The organism is Pleomorphomonas koreensis DSM 23070, assembly GCF_000425185.1.
Taxonomy (GTDB): domain Bacteria; phylum Pseudomonadota; class Alphaproteobacteria; order Rhizobiales; family Pleomorphomonadaceae; genus Pleomorphomonas; species Pleomorphomonas koreensis.
In genome coordinates, this window is sequence record NZ_AULH01000001.1 from 118,155 (window position 1) to 136,333 (window position 18,179).

Sequence of the window (18,179 nt, forward strand, 5' to 3'; positions counted from 1 at the left end):
CGTCTCAGAACAGGTCGATGTCGCCCTCGACCGTGGTCCGGGCGAGGTGATCCTTGAAGGAGCGTTCGTCGGCGACGAGGACAGGGTGGGAGGCGGCGGCGAGCAGCAGCCGGTGCACGACGCCGGTCGACGGATGGTAGTGGATGCGGCGGCCGGTGGCGCCGCCGAGGTCGACGGAGGCGGCGGCGAGTCCTTCCGCTTCGAGATAGCCGAGCACGAAGGCGACGTTGGACGAGCCGATCAGCGTCGGCCCGTCGGTGAGGTCGGCGCCGCCGAACAGCTTGATCTCCAGGTCCTGCCGCCGGCAACCCGACTTCAGCACCTCGTTGATCAGCACCTCCATGGCGTGGTTGCCGTAGCGCATGGCGGCGCTGACGCCGTTCCATGTTCCGGATTCGCTTTCGGGCAGCATGAAGTGGTTGAGCCCGCCGAAGCCGGTGGCCGGATCGCGGATGCAGGCGGCGACGCAGGAGCCGAGCACGGTGACGATCATCTCGTCGGCCCGCCGCGTCACGTAGGCGCCGCCCGGCAGCACCCGCACCGCGTAGAGGCCGCGCCGCCGGTCATAGGTGCGGGTGGCGGCCTGCTGGCAGGAGGTGGCGTCGCTCTCGGTTCGTTCGAGCGGAGACGGCCGGCTGAGGCGGGACAATCGCTCACGCTCCCTTCTGGTAGATGGTCGGGCCGCGCAGGCGGAAGACGGTCTTCTGGTCGAGAATGGTCTCGGAATGGCCGATGTAGAGCCAGCCGCCGGGCGCCAGGAGGTCGGCGAAGCGCTGCACCAGCCGTGCCTTGGTGGGGTTGTCGAAGTAGATCATCACGTTGCGGCAGAAGATGGCGTCGAGCGGCCCCTTCATCGGCCAGGGGTCGAGCAGGTTGAGCTGCTTGAAGGCGATCAGCTGCCTGAGTTCGGGCCGTACCTGCCACTCGTTGCCGCCGGCGGCGGTGAAATGACGGTAGCGCCGGCCCTTGCCAAGCTCGGCCACCGCCGGCGCGGCGTAGCGGCCGGCGCCGCCGCGCGCCACCACCGAGCTGTCGATGTCGGTGGCGAGGATCTTCATGTCGCAGCGGGCGCGCGCCGCTGCCTCGAGATAGGTCATGGCGATCGAATAGGGCTCCTCGCCGGTCGAGCAGCCGGCCGACCAGACGCGCAGCCGCGTCCGCCCCTGCGCGCCGTCGGTGGAGAGGTCGGCGAGGAGGTTGGCCGCGAAATGGTCGAAGTGGTGCGCCTCGCGGAAGAACTTGGTGAGGTTGGTGGTCAGCGCGTTGATCAGGTATTCGATCTCCGCCTCGCCCTCCGGGCTCGAATAATAGTCGCAGTATTCGGCGAAGGTCGAGAAACCGAGTTCCCTCAGGCGGCGGGTCAGCCGCGAATAGACCATGTTGATCTTGTGGTCGGGCAGCGTGATGCCGGTGCGGCCGTGGATGAAGGCGGCGAGGCGCCGGTATTCCCGCAAGGTGAAGGGAAACTCGCGGTGCTCGGAAAGGGTGTTCAGGGCGGCCATGTCTGCTCCGGCGGGCGGGGGCCGCGGCAAGGCGCCGCGGCCCGGTTGTCGGATGCTCAGAACTCCTTCCAGTCGGCATCGGTGTTGAAGGCGGCGGCAAGATCGGCCTGCAGCCGCTGCGGGTTGCGGCCCCCGGCCGCCGCCACCTTCTTCGGCTGGGCGGGACGCGGCGCGGTGGCCTTCTGGGCCGGACGGCCCGTCGGCGCCGCCGTGCGGCCGCCGGCGGCGGCGCGGACCGGCAGGGCGGTGTCGTCGAGCACGAAGGCGGACATGCGGCTGTGCATGGCCTCGGCCTGCTCCTGCAGCATGCGGGTCGCCGAGGCGTTCTCCTCGACCAGCGCCGAGTTCTGCTGCGTCATCTCGTCCATCTGGGTGACCGCCTTGTTGATCTCCTCGACGCCGGCCGACTGCTCGCGGCTGGCCGAGGCGATGTCGGAGACGATGTCCGCCACCTTCTTGATCGAGCCGACGATCTCGGTCAGCGCCGTGCCGGCGTCGTTGACCAGCTTGACGCCGTCCTTGACCTGGGCGCCGCTCTCGACGATCAGCGCCTTGATGTCCTTGGCGGCGCCCGACGAGCGCTGGGCCAGCGAGCGCACCTCGGAGGCCACCACCGCGAAGCCCTTGCCGGCGTCGCCGGCCCTGGCCGCCTCGACGGCGGCGTTGAGGGCGAGCAGGTTGGTCTGGAAGGCGATCTCGTCGATCACCGAGATGATGTCGGAGATCTTCTGCGACGAGGTCTCGATGCGGCTCATGGCGCCGACCGCCTTGCCGACCACCTCACCGCCGTCGGTGGCCGTGACGCGCGCCGAGGCGGCGAGCTGGTTGGCCTGCTGGGCGTTGTCGGCGTTCTGCTTGACGGTGGCGGCCATCTCCTCCATCGACGCGGCGGTTTCCTCAAGGTTGGAAGCCTGCTGCTCGGTGCGCTGGGAGAGGTCCGTGGTGCCCGAGGAGATCTCGGCCACGGCGTTGGAGATGGTGGTGGCGGCGTCCATGATGTCGGCGACGACGGTCGACATGGTGTCGAGCAGCGTGTTGATGCCCTCGCAGAGGCTGGCGATTTCGCCGGTCTTGCCGTCGAGCGGCACGCGCTTGGTCAGGTCGTTGATCCGCGCCGCTTCGATCACCTCCTTGGATTCGCGCACCGCCGCCTTCAGCGCCTCGGCGGCCATCACCTGCTCGGTGACGTCGGTGGCGTATTTCACCACCTTGAACGGCTTGCCGTTCATGTCGAGGATCGGATTGTAGGACGCCTGGATCCATACTTCCCGGCCGCCCTTGCCGATGCGCTTGTACTGGGCGGCGTCATACTCGCCGCGGCCGAGCTTCTCCCAGAACATGCGGTAGTCGACCGACGCCCGGTAGGCCGGATCGACGAACATCGAGTGGTGCTGGCCGCGGATCTCGGTCAGCGTGTAGCCGAGCGCCGACAGGAAGTTCTCGTTGGCGTCGAGCACCTTGCCGTCCATGGAGAACTCGATCACCGCCTGCGCCTTGGAGATGGCGGCGATCTGTCCCTCGAAGTCGGCTGCCTGCATGCGCCGCGTGGTGATGTCGGTGGCGATCTGGACGATCTTGAACGGCTTGCCGTCCAGGCCGAGGATCGGGTTGAACGACACCTCGAGCCAGATTTCCCGGCCGCCCTTGCCGATGCGCTTGTACTGGCCGGTGACGTGCTCGCCGCGATGCAGCCTGTCCCACATCAGCTTGTATTCGGCGCTCTCGCGGGCGGCCGGATCGGCGAACATGGAGACCGGCTTGCCGCGGATCTCGTCGATGGTGTAGCCGAAGACGGTGCAGAAGATCTCGTTGGCGTCGATCACCGTGCCGTCGGGCGTCAGTTCCAGCACCGACTGCGACAGGCGGATGGCGTCGGCCTGGCCCTTGTAGTTGGCGGTCAGCTCGGCGATCTCGCGGCCGTTGTCGCGGAACACCGACACGGCGCCGGCGATGGTGCCGATCTCGTCCTTGCGGTCGGCGCCGTCCACCTCGAAGGCATAGTCGCCCTCGGTGATCTTCTGCATGTAGCCGATCATCCGGCCGATGCCGCGGGTGATCTGCATCGAGAAGAAGATGCTGGCGGCGAGCGCCACCAGAACGGCGGCCAGCACGGCGGCGAAGGTGGTGAACAGGGCGTTGCGCAGCGCGCCGGCATGGTCGTCGAGCATGGTGGTGAGCGCATCGGCGCCCTGGTGCCAGAGGCTCTGGCTCGCCTGGGCCTGCGCCTTGGTGGCATCCATGAAGCGGGTGATGTCGACGCTCCCGGGCGACGCGGCGCTCTCGAAGGCGGCGGCCACGGCCTCGGCCTCGCGCACGAAGAGCGGGACGACCTCGGCAAAGGCGGTGGTCTGGCTGGCGATCGCCTCCATGCGGCCGTCGGCGTTGTGCGACTTGGCGACGTCGATGGCACCGAGGGCGCCGTTGGAGGCTTCCTGGAACAGGGCGATCTGCGACTTCAGGTGACCGAGGTCGGCCACCGACACCGACGCGGCGCGCGACATGGCGCGGATGGTGCCGGTGATCGCCACGCGATACCAGAGCACGCGCGGGATGCGGTTCATCAGCGCCTGGCCGAGGTAGTTCTGGTCGATCTCGGTGTCGACGGTGATGCCGGCGCCATCGGCGATGCCGGCCATCAGGCCGAGGCCGGCGTCGACCGACTTGGTGAGCTGCGCGTCGAAGGGCACGTGGGCGCGCGGCCAGTCGTAGCCGGCGAGCGCGGTGGAGAAGGCGGCGGCCGCGTCGGTGGTGCCGAAGGTGGCGTCATGCTCGCGTCCGAGGCCGTTGAGGTCCGGAATGACGGTCAGCACGCTGGCCGGCGTCGCCGTGTCGTCGAGGGCGGAGTTGGCAAGGCCGCGGATGCTTTCCCAGACGGCCGCCGAGTAGGTGACGCCGCCGGCCTCCTTGCGGGCCACGGCAACGCCCTCCTCGCTCTTGCTGACGTAGAGCCAGCCGAGGATGACGATCGGCAGGCTCATCAGCGCGACGATCAGACCGATCTTGGTGCGGAGTTTCAGCGAGGTGAGTGACATGATGTCCGTTCCTGGGAGGAAGGTCAGGCGGCGACGGCGGTGTCGGCCGGGCCGTGATGGGAGAACAGGTTTTCGAGGCTGAGAAGCACGACCATGCTGTCGCCGACGGCGATGATGCCGGCGAGGAAGGCGCTGTCGACGGGCTGGTCGACGTCGGGCACCGGCCGGATGTCGGCGGCGTTGACCGTCAGGATGTCCGAGACGGCGTCGACCAGGAGGCCGAGGATGCGGCCGCCGATCGACACGATGATCACCACATGGCTGCGCGTCGCCGTGGTCAGGCCGAGGCCGAAGCGGCAGCGGAGGTCAAAGATCGGCACGATCGTGCCCCGGAGGTTGAGCACGCCGAGCATATATTCCTGCTGGTTGGGCAGGATGGTCGTCTCGGTCCAGCCCTTGATCTCGCGCACCGCCATGATGTCGATGGCGAACTCGTCGTCACCGACGCGGAAGGAGATGAACTGCCGCGTCTGCGAGGCGGCGGCGCCGGCGTCCGTGCCGGTGCTGGAGGGGTCCTGCGGTTCTGCCATGAAGAGGCTCCGTGAGGTCAGGCGTTGACGAGGAGCGGCCGGGGTGGGGCGTCGGCGCGGCGGGCGGCGCGGTCGCTCCGGTCGTTGAGGCGGGTAAGTTCTTCGATGTCGACGATGAGCGCGACGCGCCCGTTGCCGAGGATGGTGGCGCCGGAGATGCCCGGCACCGGGTCGTGGTTGTCCTGCAGCGACTTGATCACCACCTGCTGCTGGCCGATCAGCTCGTCGACGACGATGCCGAGCTTGCTGCCGTTGGCCAGCTCGATCAGCACGACGAGGCCCTGGCTGGGATCGTCGACGGCCTCGTGCACGCCGAACAGCCGGGCGAGGTGGATCAGGCGGACGAACTCGCCGCGGATCGAGGCGACCTCGCCGCCGCCCGGCACGCTGCGGATCTGGCCGCGGTCGGGGCGGAAGGATTCGACGATCGAGGTCAGCGGCAGGATGTATTTCTCCCAGCCGACCGCCACCACCATGCCGTCGAGCACGGCCAGCGTCAGCGGGATCACCAGCGTGAAGCGGGTGCCGCGGCCGAGCGTCGACACCACCTGCACGCGGCCGCCGAGCGCCATGATGTTGCGCCGGACGACGTCCATGCCGACGCCGCGGCCGGACACGTCGGTGACGGCGGCGGCCGTCGAGAAGCCGGGCGCGAAGATCAGCTCGTCGATCTCCTCGCCGGACAGCTTGACGCCGGCCGGCACGATGCCCTTCTCGATCGCCTTGGCGAGGAGGCGGTCGCGGTCGAGCCCGGCGCCGTCGTCCTCGACGTGGATCAGGATGTTGGAGCCGGCGTGCTGGGCGGAGAGGCGGATCACCCCCTCGGCCGGTTTGCCGGCGGCAAGGCGCGCCGCGGTGTCCTCGATGCCGTGATCGACGGCATTGCGGATCATGTGGGTGAGCGGATCGGCCAGTTCCTCGATCACCGTCTTGTCGACCTCGGTCTGCTCGCCGGCCATCTCGAGGCGCACCTCCTTGCCGGTCTTGTGACTGACGTCGCGGACGAGGCGCGGCATGCGCGAGAACACCGACTTCAGCGGCTGCATGCGGATGGCCATCACGCATTCCTGCAATTCGCGCGTCAGGCCGGCCAGATGCTCGAAGCCCTGGAGGCCGGCCGAGTCGTCGCGGTCGTGGCTTTCGACGAACTGCTGGGCCAGCATGGCCTGAGCGATCACCAGCTCGCCGACCATGTTGACGAGCCGGTCGACGCGGGCGAGGTCGACGCGGATCGACGACATGGCGGCCGACTTGCCGGCCGTTGCGCCCGAGGTCCGGGCCGCGGCGGCCGGTGCCGGCGTCGGCGTGGCGCGGGCAGCCGGCGCGGCCGGCGTCACGGCCGCAGCCTCGGCCTGGACGGCTGGCGTGGCAGCGATCTCCTCGATGGTCAGCTCGCATTCGTCGTCGACGAACTCGAACACCTCGGCGACAGTGGCCGGCCGGCACTCGGCGCGGAGCGTCATGGTCCAGCTCAGATAGGCGTCGTCGACGTTGAGCGCCTCGAAGGACGGCAGGCGCGTGAGGTCGCAGTCGACCGTCAGCGTGCCGAGCGCCTTCAGCTCGCGGATCAGGTAGAGCGGCTCGTTGGCGTGGCGGAACAGCTCGGCGTTCGGCCGGAAGACGATGCGGTAGATCCGCTCGGCCGGCGCCTCTGGCGCCTCCGCTGCCGCTCGGGCGGCCGGCCTCGCCGGTCCGTCGCCGTCGAGCAGGGCGGCCAGCTCCTCGGCGACGTCGGCGCCGAAGTCGTCGGCCGGGCTCTCGCCCTGGCGGGCGAGGTCGACCAGCGCCGAGAACACGTCGGCGGCGGCGACCAGGGCGGCCAGCGTGCGCTCGTCGAGTTCGGCCTTGCCGTCGCGCAGCCGGTCGAGCAGCGCCTCGAAGCGGTGGGCGAAGCCGACCAGCACGCTGTAGCCGAAGGCGCCGGCACCGGCCTTCACCGAGTGGACGGCGCGGAAGATGGCATTGAGGCTCTCGATGTCACCGGAGAAGGCGGCGAGGGCGCCGAGGCGCTCCTCGAGGTCGGCCAGGAGTTCCGTGCATTCCTCGAAAAAGGTCTTGCGGAACTGGGCCAGCTCGTCGGAGCCGAAAGTCGGAGTGGGCATGGTGGCCATCCGTTCAGGCGGGGCAGACCTTGTTGACGACGGAGAGCAGCTTCTCCGGCGCGAAGGGCTTGACGATCCAGCCGGTGGCGCCGGCCGCCTTGCCGCCGGCCTTCTTGTCGTCGCCCGATTCGGTGGTCAGGATCAGGATCGGCGTCGACATGTGGCCGCCGGAGGCGCGCAGGCGCTTGACCAGCGTCACGCCGTCCATGTTGGGCATGTTGATGTCGGTGATGATCAGGTCGACGCGCGTGGTGGCCAGCAGGCCGAGCGCCTTCAGCCCGTCCTCGGCTTCCAGAACCTCGAAGCCGGCCCCCTTCAGCGTGTAGGAGACCATGTCCCGCATGGTCTTGGAATCGTCAACCGTAAGTATCTTTCTCTTCATGTCGGAGGCTCCGGGCGTCGAGTTCGGTCAGAAGGCCGAGGTCGGCATAGGCGTCGCGAAGGGGGGGCGTGGCGTGCACGATCGCGAGCCGGCCGCCGTTCATGTCGAGCGCGCGGGCGGTTGCAAGAAGAAGCTGGACGGCCTGGGTGCCGAGGCGTTCGACGGCCGCGGCATTCAGCGTCAGAAGAGTGTTTTCGGCGATGAAGGGTTCGATGCGCCCGTAGAGGTCGCGAACGGCCGCGGCGTCGAGAACGGCTGGCAGATCATAGGAAATCTCGCGGTGTTCGAGCTGCGACAATTTGGAATCTCTACAATCTACGGGCGGTAGCTTTCATCTTCCCGCCTTCACGTGGCAGGTAATACACGCACGGATTGGTTACCGAAAACTGAAGTGGATTTTCGCGACTGTTATTCATTCGATTATATAGGTAAACTTTGGTATCGGTTTCCCGAGTCTTCCCTGTCAATTCATGAAAGCAATTGTCATGGACAAAAAGTCATTCCAATCGAATATGTTAGGTGAAAACTGACAAGGGTGCCGACAAGGCCGCGCGAATAGAGTCTTGAAATGAATCGGGGTTTTCATCCGCGCCCGTCGACGGTGAAAAACGGCCGAGACTCGCCTGCCGATACTGGTGCGGTCATTTCAATTTAGGATAGAATATGCCCTATAAGTATTTTGCGGTATGTGGATGACGGCGGCACGGTCGCGCCGATGCTCGGGGGAAAAGGCGCGACTCAGCCCTTGCGGCCGCCGGGCGGAAGACGCATTGCTCTGAAACCTGCCCGGAAACGACTGCAACATGGCGCCGCTCGAATTCCTTCCCATCGCCCTCCTGGCCCTCGGCTTCGAGGCCTTGGCCGGCTATCCGGATCTCCTGTTCCGGCGGATCGGCCATCCGGTCACCTGGATGGGCGCGCTGATCGGCCTACTCGACCGCACGCTCAACCGCGACGACCTCGACGACGAACGCCGCAGGATGAACGGCGTGCTGGCTGCCGTGATCAATGTGCTCGTCAGCATTGCCGCCGCCACGTTGCTGGCGGCGCTGTTCGGCCTCGCCGGCCCGATCGCCGGCCTCGGCCTCGCCGCCATCGCCGGTTCGACGCTCCTCGCCGCCCGCAGCCTGCACGTCCACGTCGCCGCCGTCGCCGACGGCATGCGGCACGGCGGCCTTGCCGAGGGGCGGATGGCGGTGTCGCGCATCGTCGGCCGCAACCCCGAGCATCTCGACGCGGCCGGCGTCTGCCGTGCCGCCATCGAGAGTCTGGCCGAGAGCTTTTCCGACGGCGTGACGGCGCCGCTGTTCTGGATGGCGCTGTTCGGCCTGCCGGGCGCCGCCGCCTACAAGGCGATCAACACCGCCGATTCGATGATCGGCCACAAGACGCCGCGCCATCTCGCCTTCGGCTGGGCGTCGGCGCGGCTCGACGACCTCGTCAACCTGCCGGCCTCGCGCCTCACCGCCTGGGGAATCGTGCTGGCGGCGCTGGCCGACGACGGCGCCTCGGCCGCCGCCGCCCTCCGGGCGATCGACCGCGATGCCCGCCGCCACAAGTCGCCCAACGCCGGCTGGCCGGAGGCGGCGATGGCCGGCGCCCTCGGCCTGCGCCTCAACGGTCCCAAGATCTACGGCGATACCCGCGTCGACGACGCCTGGATGGGCGACGGCCGCGCCGAGGTCAACGCCTACGACATCGATCGGGCGCTGCGCCTCTACCGGCGGGCGGTGCTGCTGATCGCCGCCGTGCTGGGCCTCGTCTGGCTCGGCCTGGTCATCCTCGTCTACGGCTGAGGTCGAGGAGGCCGTCGGCGTCGAGATGGGTGGTGAGGTGCCCGGCGAGGCCGTCGAGCACCCGTTCGATCTCCGCTTCGTAGGCGAGGGGCGAGGCGTCGGCGCCGATCCAGGCGAGGAGCCGCGTCCGCTGCCGGTCGTCGGCGAACAGGCCGTGGCAGTAGCTGCCGACGATGGCGCCGTCCGGCGAGGTCGCTCCCTCTTCGCTGCCATCGGCGAGGCGGGCGAACGGCCTTCCGCGGTCGGGTCCGCCGGTGGCGCCGACGTGCATCTCGTAGCCGGCAAAGGGTGTGCCATCGGGCAATGAAACGCCGGTCACCGGCTGGAGACGCTTGTCGCCGGCCATCACCGTCTCGACGTCGAGGAGGCCGAGGCCGTCGACCATCGCGACGTCGCTTTCGAGCCGCTCGGGGTCGCCGAGCGTCCGGCCGAGCATCTGGTAGCCACCGCACAGGCCAAGCACCTTGCCGCCGCGTCGGGCGTGCGCCTTGATGTCGATATCCCAGCCCTCGGCCTTGAGCGCCAGGAGATCGGGAATGGTCGCCTTCGAGCCGGGCAGCAGCACCAGGTCGGCGTCGGGCAGCGGCCGGCCGGCTTCCGCGAGGATCACCTCGACGCCAGTCTCCTGCCGCAGCGGATCGAGGTCGTCGAAATTGGCGATGCGCGGCAGCACCGGCACGACGATGCGCTTGCGGCCGGCGGTGCCTCGCGTGTCATGCCGGCTCCTGAGGCCGAGGCCGTCCTCGGCCGGCAGGCGGGCGGCGTCGGGGAAGTGCGGCACCACGCCGAACGACCGCCAGCCGGTGCGGCGGCCGATCTCGGCGAGGCCGGCGTCGAACAGGCTGACGTCGCCGCGGAAGCGGTTGATCAGGTAGCCGGCGATCAGCGCCGCGTCCTCCTCCGGCATCACCGCGCGGGTGCCGACCAGGCTGGCGATCACTCCGCCGCGGTCGATGTCGCCGATCAGCACCACCGGCGTTTGGGTGGCGCGGGCAAAGCCCATGTTGGCGATATCGCCGGCCCGGAGGTTGACCTCGGCCGGCGAGCCGGCACCCTCGATGAGGATGAGGTCGGCGTCGTCCGACAGGCGACCGAAGCTGTCGAGCACCGCCGGCATCAGCGTCGGCTTCATCGCCTGATAGTCGCGCGCCTTGGCATTGCCGACGACGCGGCCCTGCACCACCACCTGCGAGCCGATCTCCGACTGCGGCTTGAGGAGCACCGGGTTCATGTGAACGGATGGAGCCACGCCGGCGGCCCGCGCCTGCAACGCCTGCGCCCGGCCGATCTCGCCGCCGTCGGCGGTCACCGCCGCGTTGTTCGACATGTTCTGCGGCTTGAAGGGCCGCACCCGGAGGCCGCGCCGGGCGTAAAGCCGGCAGAGGCCGGCGACGATCAGCGACTTGCCGACGTCCGAACCCGTCCCCTGGAACATCAGCCGGCAAACCATCAGAACTCGATTCCCGCCTGCGCCTTCACGCCGGCGGCGAAATGGTGCTTCACCGCCGTCATCTCGGTGACGCAGTCGGCCGCCGCGATCAGCTCCGGCTTGGCGTTGCGGCCGGTGACGACGACGGTAAGGTCGGGCCGCCGTGCCTTGAGCGTCGCCACCACGTCCGCAAGCGGCAGATGCTCGTAGCGCAGCGCGATGTTCAGTTCGTCGAGCACCAGCAGGCGGATGGCCGGATCGTCCATCAGCTGGCGCGCCTTGCCCCAGGCGGCCTCGGCGGCGGCGATGTCGCGCGCCCGGTCCTGCGTCTCCCAGGTGAAGCCCTCGCCGAGCGTGTGCCAGGAGACGCCGGGGAGGCCCTCCAGTACCTTGCTCTCGCCGCTCTCCCAGCCGCCCTTGCCGAACTGCACGACGCCGACCTTCCAGCCGTGGCCGAGGGCGCGGACGGCCAGACCGAAGGCGGCCGTCGACTTGCCCTTGCCGGGGCCGGTGTTGACGATGAGGAGGCCCTTGTCGGCAATCGTCTTCGACGCCACCTCGGCGTCCTGCACCGCCTTGCGCTTCTGCATCTTCAGGCGATGGCGTTCGGCGTCCGCGTCGGTCATGCCGCTTCCCTCCTCAAGTCAGTGCGCCTCGTCCCAGTTCTGCGCCGCCCGGGCGTCGACCACCAGCGGCACGGCCAGCCGCACCGCCGGCTCGGCGGCGCCCTCCATGACGGTGCGCACCACCGGCAGCGTCGCCTCCACCTCGTGGTCGGGCACCTCGAAGATCAGTTCGTCGTGCACCTGGAGCAGCATCAGCGCCGAGAGCCCGGCCGCGTCGAGCGCCGCTTCCATGCGCGCCATGGCGCGGCGGATGATGTCGGCGGCCGAGCCCTGGATCGGCGCGTTGATCGCCGCCCGCTCCATGAAGGCGCGCATCGACGCGTTGGGCGAGGCGATGTCCGGATAGTGCGCCTTGCGGCCGAAGATGGTGGTGACGTAGCCGTGCTCGCGTGCCTGCCGCTTGGTCGCCTCCATGTAGTCGCGAATGCCGGGGAAGCGCTGGAAGTAGCGCTTGATGTAGTCGGCCGCCTCCTCGCGCGGGATCGACAGCTGGTTGGCGAGCCCGAAGGCCGAGATGCCGTAGATGATGCCGAAGTTGATCGCCTTGGCGCGGCGGCGGATCATCGGGTCCATGCCGATGACCGGCACGCCGAACATCTCCGACGCCGTCATGGCGTGGATGTCGATGCCCTCGGCGAAGGCGTTCTTCAGCGCCGGGATGTCGGCGACGTGGGCGAGTACGCGCAGTTCGATCTGGCTGTAGTCGGCCGACACCAGCTTGCGGCCGGCCGGCGCCACGAAGGCGCGGCGGATCTTGCGGCCCTCCTCGGTGCGGACGGGGATGTTCTGGAGGTTGGGCTCCGACGAGGCGAGGCGGCCGGTGGTGGTGGCGGCCAGCGAATAGCTGGTGTGGACGCGTTTCGTCTCCGGATGGATGTAGCCGGGCAGCGCATCCGTGTAGGTGGACTTCAGCTTGGCGAGCTGCCGCCAGTCGAGGATGCGGCGCGGCAATTCGTGTCCGGCGGCGGCGAGGTCTTCCAGCACGTCGGCGCCGGTCGCCCAGGCGCCGGTCTTGGTCTTCTTCGCTCCGTCGAGGCCGAGCTTGCCGAACAGGATGTCGCCGATCTGCTTGGGACTGCCGATGTTGAAGCTCTCGCCGGCCGCCTCGTGGATGCCGGCCTCCATCGCCGCCATGCCTTGCGCGAAGTCGCCGGAGAGGCGGCTGAGAATCTGACGGTCGATCGACACGCCGCGCATCTCCATGCGGGCGATGACGTCGATCAGCGGCCGCTCCGCCGTCTCGTAGAGGGCGGTCATGCTCTCGGCGGCGAGGCGCGGCTTCAGGACATGCCAGAGGCGCAACGTGATGTCGGCGTCCTCGGCGGCGTAGCGGGTGGCGCGGTCGAGCGACACCTTGTCGAAGGTGATCATGCCCTTGCCCGAGCCGCAGACGTCCTTGAAGGCGATCGGCTTGTGGCCGATCAGCGTCTCGGACAGCTCGTCCATGCCGTGTCCCATCAGCCCGGCGTCGAGGGCGTAGGACAGCAGCATGGTGTCGTCGCACGGGGCGACGGTGATGCCGAGGCGCTTCAGCACCACCCAGTCGTATTTGGCGTTCTGGCCGATCTTCAGCACCGACGGGTCTTCGAGCAGCGGCTTGACGACGCGCACGAAGTCGGCGACGGCGATCTGGCCGGGCACCGGCCCGCCGCCGAGCAGGTCGCCGTCGCCGGTGACATGGCCCAGCGGAATGTAGCAGGCCCGTCCCGGCACCACGGCGAGCGAGGCGCCGACGATGTCGGCCTGCATCGAATCGAGGCCGGAGGTCTCGGTGTCGAAGGCGACGCGGCCGGCCTCGCGGGCCTCCGCCACCCAGGCTTCCAGGCGGGCGAGATCGGTGACCGTCTCGTAGAGCGCATGGTCGACCGGGATCGCCTGCATCCGCGACAGCGCCTCGGCGGCGCGGGACGCCGGGGTGAAGTCGCTGACGGCCGGCGCGGGCACGGCCCGTTCGGGCGACGGGGATGCCGCCGATGCGGCGCCGGCGTCCGGCATAGCCGAGGCGAATTCCGGCAGATCGGCCGTCGCCGCGCCGCCCTGACCGGACGGGGGCGTCCCGGCTCCCGCTTCTCCCTCCGGCGGCCAGAAGGACACCGGCACCGAGGCCGGCTCCACCTTGGATGAATCGACGCCGGTCGCCTCGGCCGCCCGCCGGGTGAGGGTGGAAAACTCCATCGCCTTGGCATAGGCGATCAGCCGCTCGCCGATGATCGGCCGCACGCCGAGCAGGTCGATCGGCTCGGTCACCGGCACGTCGCGCTTCAGCGTGACGAGGCGATGCGACAGGCGCGCCTGCTCGGCGAAGGCGATCAGGTTCTCCCGCCGCTTCTGCTGCTTGATGCCGGCGGCGGCGGCGAGCAGGCTTTCGAGGTCGCCGTATTCGAGGACGAGTTGCGCCGCCGTCTTGAGGCCGATGCCCGGCACGCCCGGCACGTTGTCGACCGAGTCGCCCGACAGCGACTGCACCTCCGCCACCTTGTCGGGCGGCACGCCGAACTTCTCGATCACCTCGGCGGCGCCGATGCGCTTGTCCTTCATGGTGTCGAGCAGCGCCACGCGCTCGTCAACCAGCTGCATCAGATCCTTGTCGGAGGAGACGATGGTGACGTCGGCGCCCGCCGCCTTGGCCTGTTCGGCGTAGGTGGCGATCAGGTCGTCGGCCTCGAAGCCGAGCTGCTCGACGCACGCGACGTTGAAGGCGCGCACCGCCTCGCGGATCAGCCCGAACTGCGGCCTGAGGTCGGCCGGCGGCTCGGGCCGCTGCGCCTTGTAGGCGGGGTAGATCTCGTTGCGGAAGGTGATCGAGGAGGCGTCGAAGATGACCGCCAGATGCGTCGGCGGCACGCCAACGGCGGTTTTCTCGGCTTCCCGCAGCAGTCGCCACAGCATGTTGCAGAAGCCGGACACCGCGCCGACCGGCAGGCCGTCCGACTTGCGGGTGAGCGGCGGCAGCGCATGGTAGGCGCGGAAGATGTAGCCCGATCCGTCGATCAGGAACACGTGGTCGCCGGCCCTGACCGGACGCGCGACGGGGCTTGTGAGGGAAGGTGCGTTCGACATGGGGCCGACTATGCCCGCCCGCCCGCGGGAAGGGAAGACGCACTGTCGCCGGCCAGCGTCATAGCTGACGCTTTCTGTCCCCCTCCCGACCATCGGCGGGGATGACACGCAGGCGTTGCGGCGCATGATGGACGGCGATTCGCCGAGCGGAGGCAGCCATGAAAGCGAGCGGCGGCCGCTATTTCGAGGACTTCAGGGTTGGACAGGTGTTCCGCCATGCCAGCCCGCGCACGGTCACCGACGGCGACGTCGCCTTCTACCGGGCGCTGACCGGCAGCCGCTTCGCCCTGCAATCGTCGGACGACTTCGCCCGCGCCCTCGGCTACCCGATGGCGCCGGTCGACGACGTCTTGGTCTTCAACATCGTCATGGCCCAGTCGGTGCCCGACGTCGGCCTCAACGCCATCGCCAACCTCGGCTATGCCGGCGGCCGCTTTCTGGCGCCGGTCTACCCCGGCGAGACCCTTTCGGCGGTGACCGAGGTGATCGGCCTGCGCGACAACGGCGGCCGCACCGGCGTCGTCTATCTCCGCACCACCGGCTACAAGGACGGCGGCACCGAGGTGATCGATTTTGCCCGCTGGCAGTCGGTGCGCAAGACCGAGGAGGGCGTGCCGCCGTTCGCCGAGCAGCTGGTGCCGCAGCTGCCGGCGGCGGTGCCGGCCGACGCGCTGGGCGCCGGCCTGCCGGTGCTCGACGTCTCCGCCTGGGACGGCGGCCTCAGCGGCAGCCGCTTTCGCTGGGGCGACTACGAACTCGGCGAGCGCATCGACCATGTCGACGGCATCCACATCGACGAGGGTACGGCGATGATGGCGATCCGCTTCTTCGGCAATCCAGCCCGCCAGCACCCGCTGCCGTTTTCCGATGGCGCGGCGCGCGGCCGCTGGCTGGTGTCGGGCGCCCTGGTGATGAGCGCCGCCCGCGCCCTCAGCTTCAACGGCCTCGGCAACGCCATCCACGTGGCGGCGATCAACAGCGGCCGCTACGTCGCGCCGGTGTTCACCGGATCGACGGTGCACGCCTGGTCGACCATCCTCGGCAAGGAACTGATGGACGGCCGCGACGACCTCGGCGCCCTGCGCGTCCGTCTGGTGGCGACGCGCGATCATCTGGCTGCCGATTTTCCCGACCGCGACGAGGCCGGCGCCTACCTGCCGTCGGTGGTGCTCGATGTCGATTTCTGGCTGCTGATGCCGCGATAATCAGCTGTCAGCTGCCGCGCAGCTCGCTCGCCAGCAGGCGGCGGCAGGCGGCCTCGGCGGCGAGCGCCACCTCCTTGCGGTTGGCGGCGCGGTCGAAGCGGATTGGCTCGCCGAACACGATGCTGACGTCGAAGTCGGAGACGGCCAGCACTTCCTTGGCGTGCGGCGCCAGATCCTGGTGGCCCATCCAGGACAGGATCGACCGCCCCGAGCGGCCGAGCGGCAGGCCGCGCATGTGGGTGTAGGCGATGGCCGCCGGCTGCACGACCACCGCGTCGACGCCCGCCTCGTCGAGGGCGGCGCGGGCGGCGCCGAACAGCGACGAGCGAAAGGGCAGCACCTGGTTGCCGTCCGAGGTGGTGCCCTCGGCGAACAGCATGATGACGTCGCCGTCGGCGAGGCGGCGACCGATGCCGTCGGCGGCGTCGGCGACGGCGCCGCGCCGGGTGCGGTCGATGAACACCGATCGTTGCAGCCGGGCGAAGAAGCCGATCAGCGGCCAGGTGCCGACCTCGCGCTTGGCGACGAAGGACAGCGGCATCACCGCGCTGTAGGCGGGAATGTCGATCCAGGACGCATGGTTGGCGGCGATCATCAGCGGCCGGTCGGCGGCCGGCCGGCCCTTGACGTGCAGGCGGATGCCGAGCACCCACAGCACCAGCCGGTGGAACACCATCTGCAGGCGGCCGGCGAGGCGCAGGCGGAAGTGCCGGGCCGGCAGGTAGAGGAGGATGAGCAGGCAGGCGGCCACGCAGAACAGCGGCAGCGTCAGCGCCGCCCTGACGTGGCCGGGCCTCAAGCCTTTTCTCCGCCGGTGTCGTCGAGCGGCACGCCGTAGAGTTCCAGCCGGTGGTCGATCAGCTTGTAGCCGAGCTTGCGGGCGATCTCGCGCTGCAACGCCTCAATCTCCTCGCTGTGGAACTCGACGACGGCGCCGGTGCGGAAGTCGATCAGGTGGTCGTGGTGCTCGTCGGGCAGCGGCTCGTAGCGCGAGCGGCCGTCGCGGAAGTCGAGCCGGGCGATCATGCCGGCGTCGTCGAACAGCTTGACCGTGCGGTAGACGGTGGAGATCGAGATGTTGCTGTCGATCGCCGAGGCGCGGCGATAGACCTCCTCGACATCCGGGTGGTCGACCGCCTGCTCCAGCACGCGGGCGATCACCCGCCGCTGCTCGGTCATGCGCATGCCGCGCGCCGCGCAGGCTTCTTCCAGGGAGAGCGGAGTGGATGGCTCGGTCATCTCGATACCCTCGAACAGCCGGGCGCCGGTGCCGGCCAACTATGGGTTATTTGAGATCGGCTCGCATGACAAGGGCGTTGGCGGTGCTGCCGCCGCTGCCGCCGTAGTAGTTCGGACGCCGGCCGACCTCGCGGAAACCGAGACGCTGGTAAAGGGCGCGCGCGGCGCCGTTGCCTTCGTCGACTTCCAGGAACAGCGCGCCGACGCGCAGGAAATAAAGGCGGCGAATCATTTCGTCCATCATCAGGCGGCCGATGCCGCGGCCGCGCCGGCGCGGCGCCACGGCCAGCGTCAGCACCTCCGCCTCGTCGGCGGCGGCGCGCACCATGACGAAGCCGACCGGCCGGCGGGTGAACGGCGTCCGCCCCTCGCGCGCCACCACCACCAGCACCGAGGGGTCGGCGATCAGCGCCTCCATCTCGGCGGCCGGCCAGCCGTGGCGGAAGGCGATGGCGTGCAGGGCGGCGAGATCGTCGGCGTCGGCGATGCGGCCGGGCTCGCAGATCGGCTGCGGGGCGGCGAACCAGCATTTCATGGGGCAGGGCTCATGCGAGAAGGCCGGGAACGGGCGGCTGCGGTTTGGCGTCGGGCGCCCTGAGGTAGAGCGGTCGCGGCAGGGCGGCCGCCGGATCGGCCAGCGCCCCGAGGCGGGCGAGCGCCAGCGGCAGGGTGCCGGTCATGGCGTCGACCGGCGGCACGCGCCGGCCGGACACCGCCGCCTGATGGGCGAGGATCGCCGCACCCGAGCCGGCCAGGACGGCGGCGCGGTCGCCGATGCGGGCGAGCACCGTGTCGGCGTCGGCGGCGAACGGCGCTTCCAGCACCTCGCCCTTCGGCCCGTAGAGGGCGGCGTAGACCTCGCCGCGCCGGGCGTCGACGGCGCTGAGCACCGGCCCGCCGGCCGGCTCGTCGAGCGAGGCGGCGATGAGGCGCAGCGCGTCGATGCCGACCACCGGCACGCCGAGCGCCAGCCCGAGGCCACGCGCCGCCGCCACGGCGATGCGGATGCCGGTGAAGCTGCCGGGGCCGACGTTGACGGCGATCCGCCCGACGCGGCCGATCTCCGTTCCCGCCTCGGCGAACAACTCGTCGATCAGCGGGAACAGCCGCTCGGCGTGGCCGCGCGTCAGGATCTCGACGCGCGCGAACTCCCGGCCCTCGCCGGCAAGGGCGACGGCGATCCGGTCGTTGGCGGTGTCGAGCGCAAGCGTCAGCATCGGCCCCCTTTATCGCGGCCCGCCGCCGCTGTCGAGCAATCCCGGAGCGTCGTCCACCT

Annotated in this window: 16 protein-coding genes; 2 read left to right on the forward strand and 14 right to left on the reverse strand. The window is 69.6% G+C overall.

All coding sequences use genetic code 11. From position 1 onward, the window contains the following. Positions 1–4: 4 nt before the first annotated feature. From H512_RS0100525 to H512_RS0100555, 7 genes are read right to left on the reverse strand one after another with little or no spacing between them, the layout of a single operon-like run. Positions 5–649 (reverse strand): chemotaxis protein CheD, encoded by a 645-nt coding sequence (locus H512_RS0100525; RefSeq protein ID WP_026781865.1) that lies wholly within the window; start codon positions 647–649, stop codon positions 5–7. Positions 650–653: 4 nt separating this feature from the next. Next, complete coding sequence (locus H512_RS0100530) at positions 654–1,502, reverse strand: CheR family methyltransferase (protein WP_026781866.1); 849 nt, start codon at positions 1,500–1,502, stop codon at positions 654–656. A gap of 56 nt (positions 1,503–1,558) precedes the next feature. Continuing rightward, positions 1,559–4,534: a methyl-accepting chemotaxis protein gene (locus H512_RS21940; protein ID WP_245585324.1), complete on the reverse strand. Its 2,976-nt coding sequence runs from the start codon at positions 4,532–4,534 to the stop codon at positions 1,559–1,561. A gap of 23 nt (positions 4,535–4,557) precedes the next feature. Further along, entirely contained in the window at positions 4,558–5,064 is a 507-nt protein-coding gene (locus H512_RS21945) for a chemotaxis protein CheW (RefSeq protein WP_053239431.1), read from the reverse strand. Positions 5,065–5,081: 17 nt separating this feature from the next. Continuing rightward, the gene (locus tag H512_RS21950; protein WP_156899267.1) at positions 5,082–7,166 is read right to left on the reverse strand and encodes a chemotaxis protein CheA; all 2,085 of its coding nucleotides are present in this window, start codon (positions 7,164–7,166) and stop codon (positions 5,082–5,084) included. A gap of 13 nt (positions 7,167–7,179) precedes the next feature. Further along, the gene (locus H512_RS0100550) at positions 7,180–7,548 is read right to left on the reverse strand and encodes a response regulator (protein ID WP_026781867.1); all 369 of its coding nucleotides are present in this window, start codon (positions 7,546–7,548) and stop codon (positions 7,180–7,182) included. Then, a complete protein-coding gene (locus H512_RS0100555) occupies positions 7,523–7,846 on the reverse strand; it encodes an STAS domain-containing protein (RefSeq protein WP_026781868.1) in 324 nt (107 codons plus the stop codon). Before H512_RS0100555 ends, H512_RS0100550 begins: the two co-directional genes overlap by 26 nt. Positions 7,847–8,351: 505 nt before the next feature. On the opposite strand from H512_RS0100555, the gene cbiB reads away from it, so the two are divergent. Continuing rightward, complete coding sequence (gene cbiB / locus H512_RS0100560; protein WP_026781869.1) at positions 8,352–9,344, forward strand: adenosylcobinamide-phosphate synthase CbiB; 993 nt, start codon at positions 8,352–8,354, stop codon at positions 9,342–9,344. Here the strand turns inward: cbiB and H512_RS0100565 are convergent. Genes H512_RS0100565 through polA form a run of 3 tightly spaced genes read right to left on the reverse strand, consistent with a single transcriptional unit; the run spans position 9,325 to position 14,459 of the window. Continuing rightward, complete coding sequence (locus H512_RS0100565) at positions 9,325–10,779, reverse strand: cobyric acid synthase (RefSeq protein WP_036789528.1); 1,455 nt, start codon at positions 10,777–10,779, stop codon at positions 9,325–9,327. The two genes, cbiB and H512_RS0100565, sit on opposite strands and share 20 nt — an antisense overlap. A gap of 14 nt (positions 10,780–10,793) precedes the next feature. Continuing rightward, on the reverse strand, positions 10,794–11,399 hold the full coding sequence (cobO, locus tag H512_RS0100570; RefSeq protein WP_026781871.1) for a cob(I)yrinic acid a,c-diamide adenosyltransferase: 606 nt from the start codon (positions 11,397–11,399) through the stop codon (positions 10,794–10,796). 18 nt (positions 11,400–11,417) lie between these two features. Beyond that, positions 11,418–14,459 (reverse strand): DNA polymerase I, encoded by a 3,042-nt coding sequence (polA, locus tag H512_RS0100575; protein ID WP_053239432.1) that lies wholly within the window; start codon positions 14,457–14,459, stop codon positions 11,418–11,420. Between the two features lie 137 nt (positions 14,460–14,596). On the opposite strand from polA, the gene H512_RS0100580 reads away from it, so the two are divergent. Continuing rightward, positions 14,597–15,664, forward strand: coding sequence for a MaoC family dehydratase (locus tag H512_RS0100580; RefSeq protein WP_342663944.1), 1,068 nt, complete (start codon positions 14,597–14,599; stop codon positions 15,662–15,664). 7 nt (positions 15,665–15,671) lie between these two features. On the opposite strand, the gene olsA is transcribed toward H512_RS0100580, so the two are convergent. From olsA to tsaB, 4 genes are read right to left on the reverse strand one after another with little or no spacing between them, the layout of a single operon-like run. Further along, positions 15,672–16,463: a lyso-ornithine lipid O-acyltransferase gene (gene olsA, locus H512_RS0100585; RefSeq protein ID WP_036789361.1), complete on the reverse strand. Its 792-nt coding sequence runs from the start codon at positions 16,461–16,463 to the stop codon at positions 15,672–15,674. Continuing rightward, complete coding sequence (locus tag H512_RS0100590; protein WP_026781875.1) at positions 16,460–16,903, reverse strand: Fur family transcriptional regulator; 444 nt, start codon at positions 16,901–16,903, stop codon at positions 16,460–16,462. The genes olsA and H512_RS0100590 overlap by 4 nt, the downstream gene beginning before the upstream one ends. 46 nt (positions 16,904–16,949) lie before the next feature. Next, a complete protein-coding gene (locus H512_RS0100595) occupies positions 16,950–17,438 on the reverse strand; it encodes a GNAT family N-acetyltransferase (RefSeq protein WP_036789364.1) in 489 nt (162 codons plus the stop codon). Positions 17,439–17,448: 10 nt separating this feature from the next. Next, positions 17,449–18,120 (reverse strand): tRNA (adenosine(37)-N6)-threonylcarbamoyltransferase complex dimerization subunit type 1 TsaB, encoded by a 672-nt coding sequence (gene tsaB, locus H512_RS0100600; RefSeq protein ID WP_026781877.1) that lies wholly within the window; start codon positions 18,118–18,120, stop codon positions 17,449–17,451. Positions 18,121–18,179 lie beyond the last annotated feature (59 nt).

Bases quoted from the DNA above. Each gene is read 5' to 3' on its own strand.
- H512_RS0100530 (WP_026781866.1), bottom strand. From the start codon at position 1,502: ATGGCCGCCCTGAACACCCTTTCCGAGCACCGCGAGTTTCCCTTCACC.
- H512_RS21940 (WP_245585324.1), bottom strand. From the start codon at position 4,534: ATGTCACTCACCTCGCTGAAACTCCGCACCAAGATCGGTCTGATCGTC.
- H512_RS21945 (WP_053239431.1), bottom strand. From the start codon at position 5,064: ATGGCAGAACCGCAGGACCCCTCCAGCACCGGCACGGACGCCGGCGCC.
- H512_RS21950 (WP_156899267.1), bottom strand. From the start codon at position 7,166: ATGCCCACTCCGACTTTCGGCTCCGACGAGCTGGCCCAGTTCCGCAAG.
- H512_RS0100550 (WP_026781867.1), bottom strand. From the start codon at position 7,548: ATGAAGAGAAAGATACTTACGGTTGACGATTCCAAGACCATGCGGGAC.
- cbiB (WP_026781869.1), top strand. From the start codon at position 8,352: ATGGCGCCGCTCGAATTCCTTCCCATCGCCCTCCTGGCCCTCGGCTTC.
- H512_RS0100565 (WP_036789528.1), bottom strand. From the start codon at position 10,779: ATGTTCCAGGGGACGGGTTCGGACGTCGGCAAGTCGCTGATCGTCGCC.
- cobO (WP_026781871.1), bottom strand. From the start codon at position 11,399: ATGACCGACGCGGACGCCGAACGCCATCGCCTGAAGATGCAGAAGCGC.
- polA (WP_053239432.1), bottom strand. From the start codon at position 14,459: ATGTCGAACGCACCTTCCCTCACAAGCCCCGTCGCGCGTCCGGTCAGG.
- H512_RS0100590 (WP_026781875.1), bottom strand. From the start codon at position 16,903: ATGACCGAGCCATCCACTCCGCTCTCCCTGGAAGAAGCCTGCGCGGCG.
- H512_RS0100595 (WP_036789364.1), bottom strand. From the start codon at position 17,438: ATGAAATGCTGGTTCGCCGCCCCGCAGCCGATCTGCGAGCCCGGCCGC.
- tsaB (WP_026781877.1), bottom strand. From the start codon at position 18,120: ATGCTGACGCTTGCGCTCGACACCGCCAACGACCGGATCGCCGTCGCC.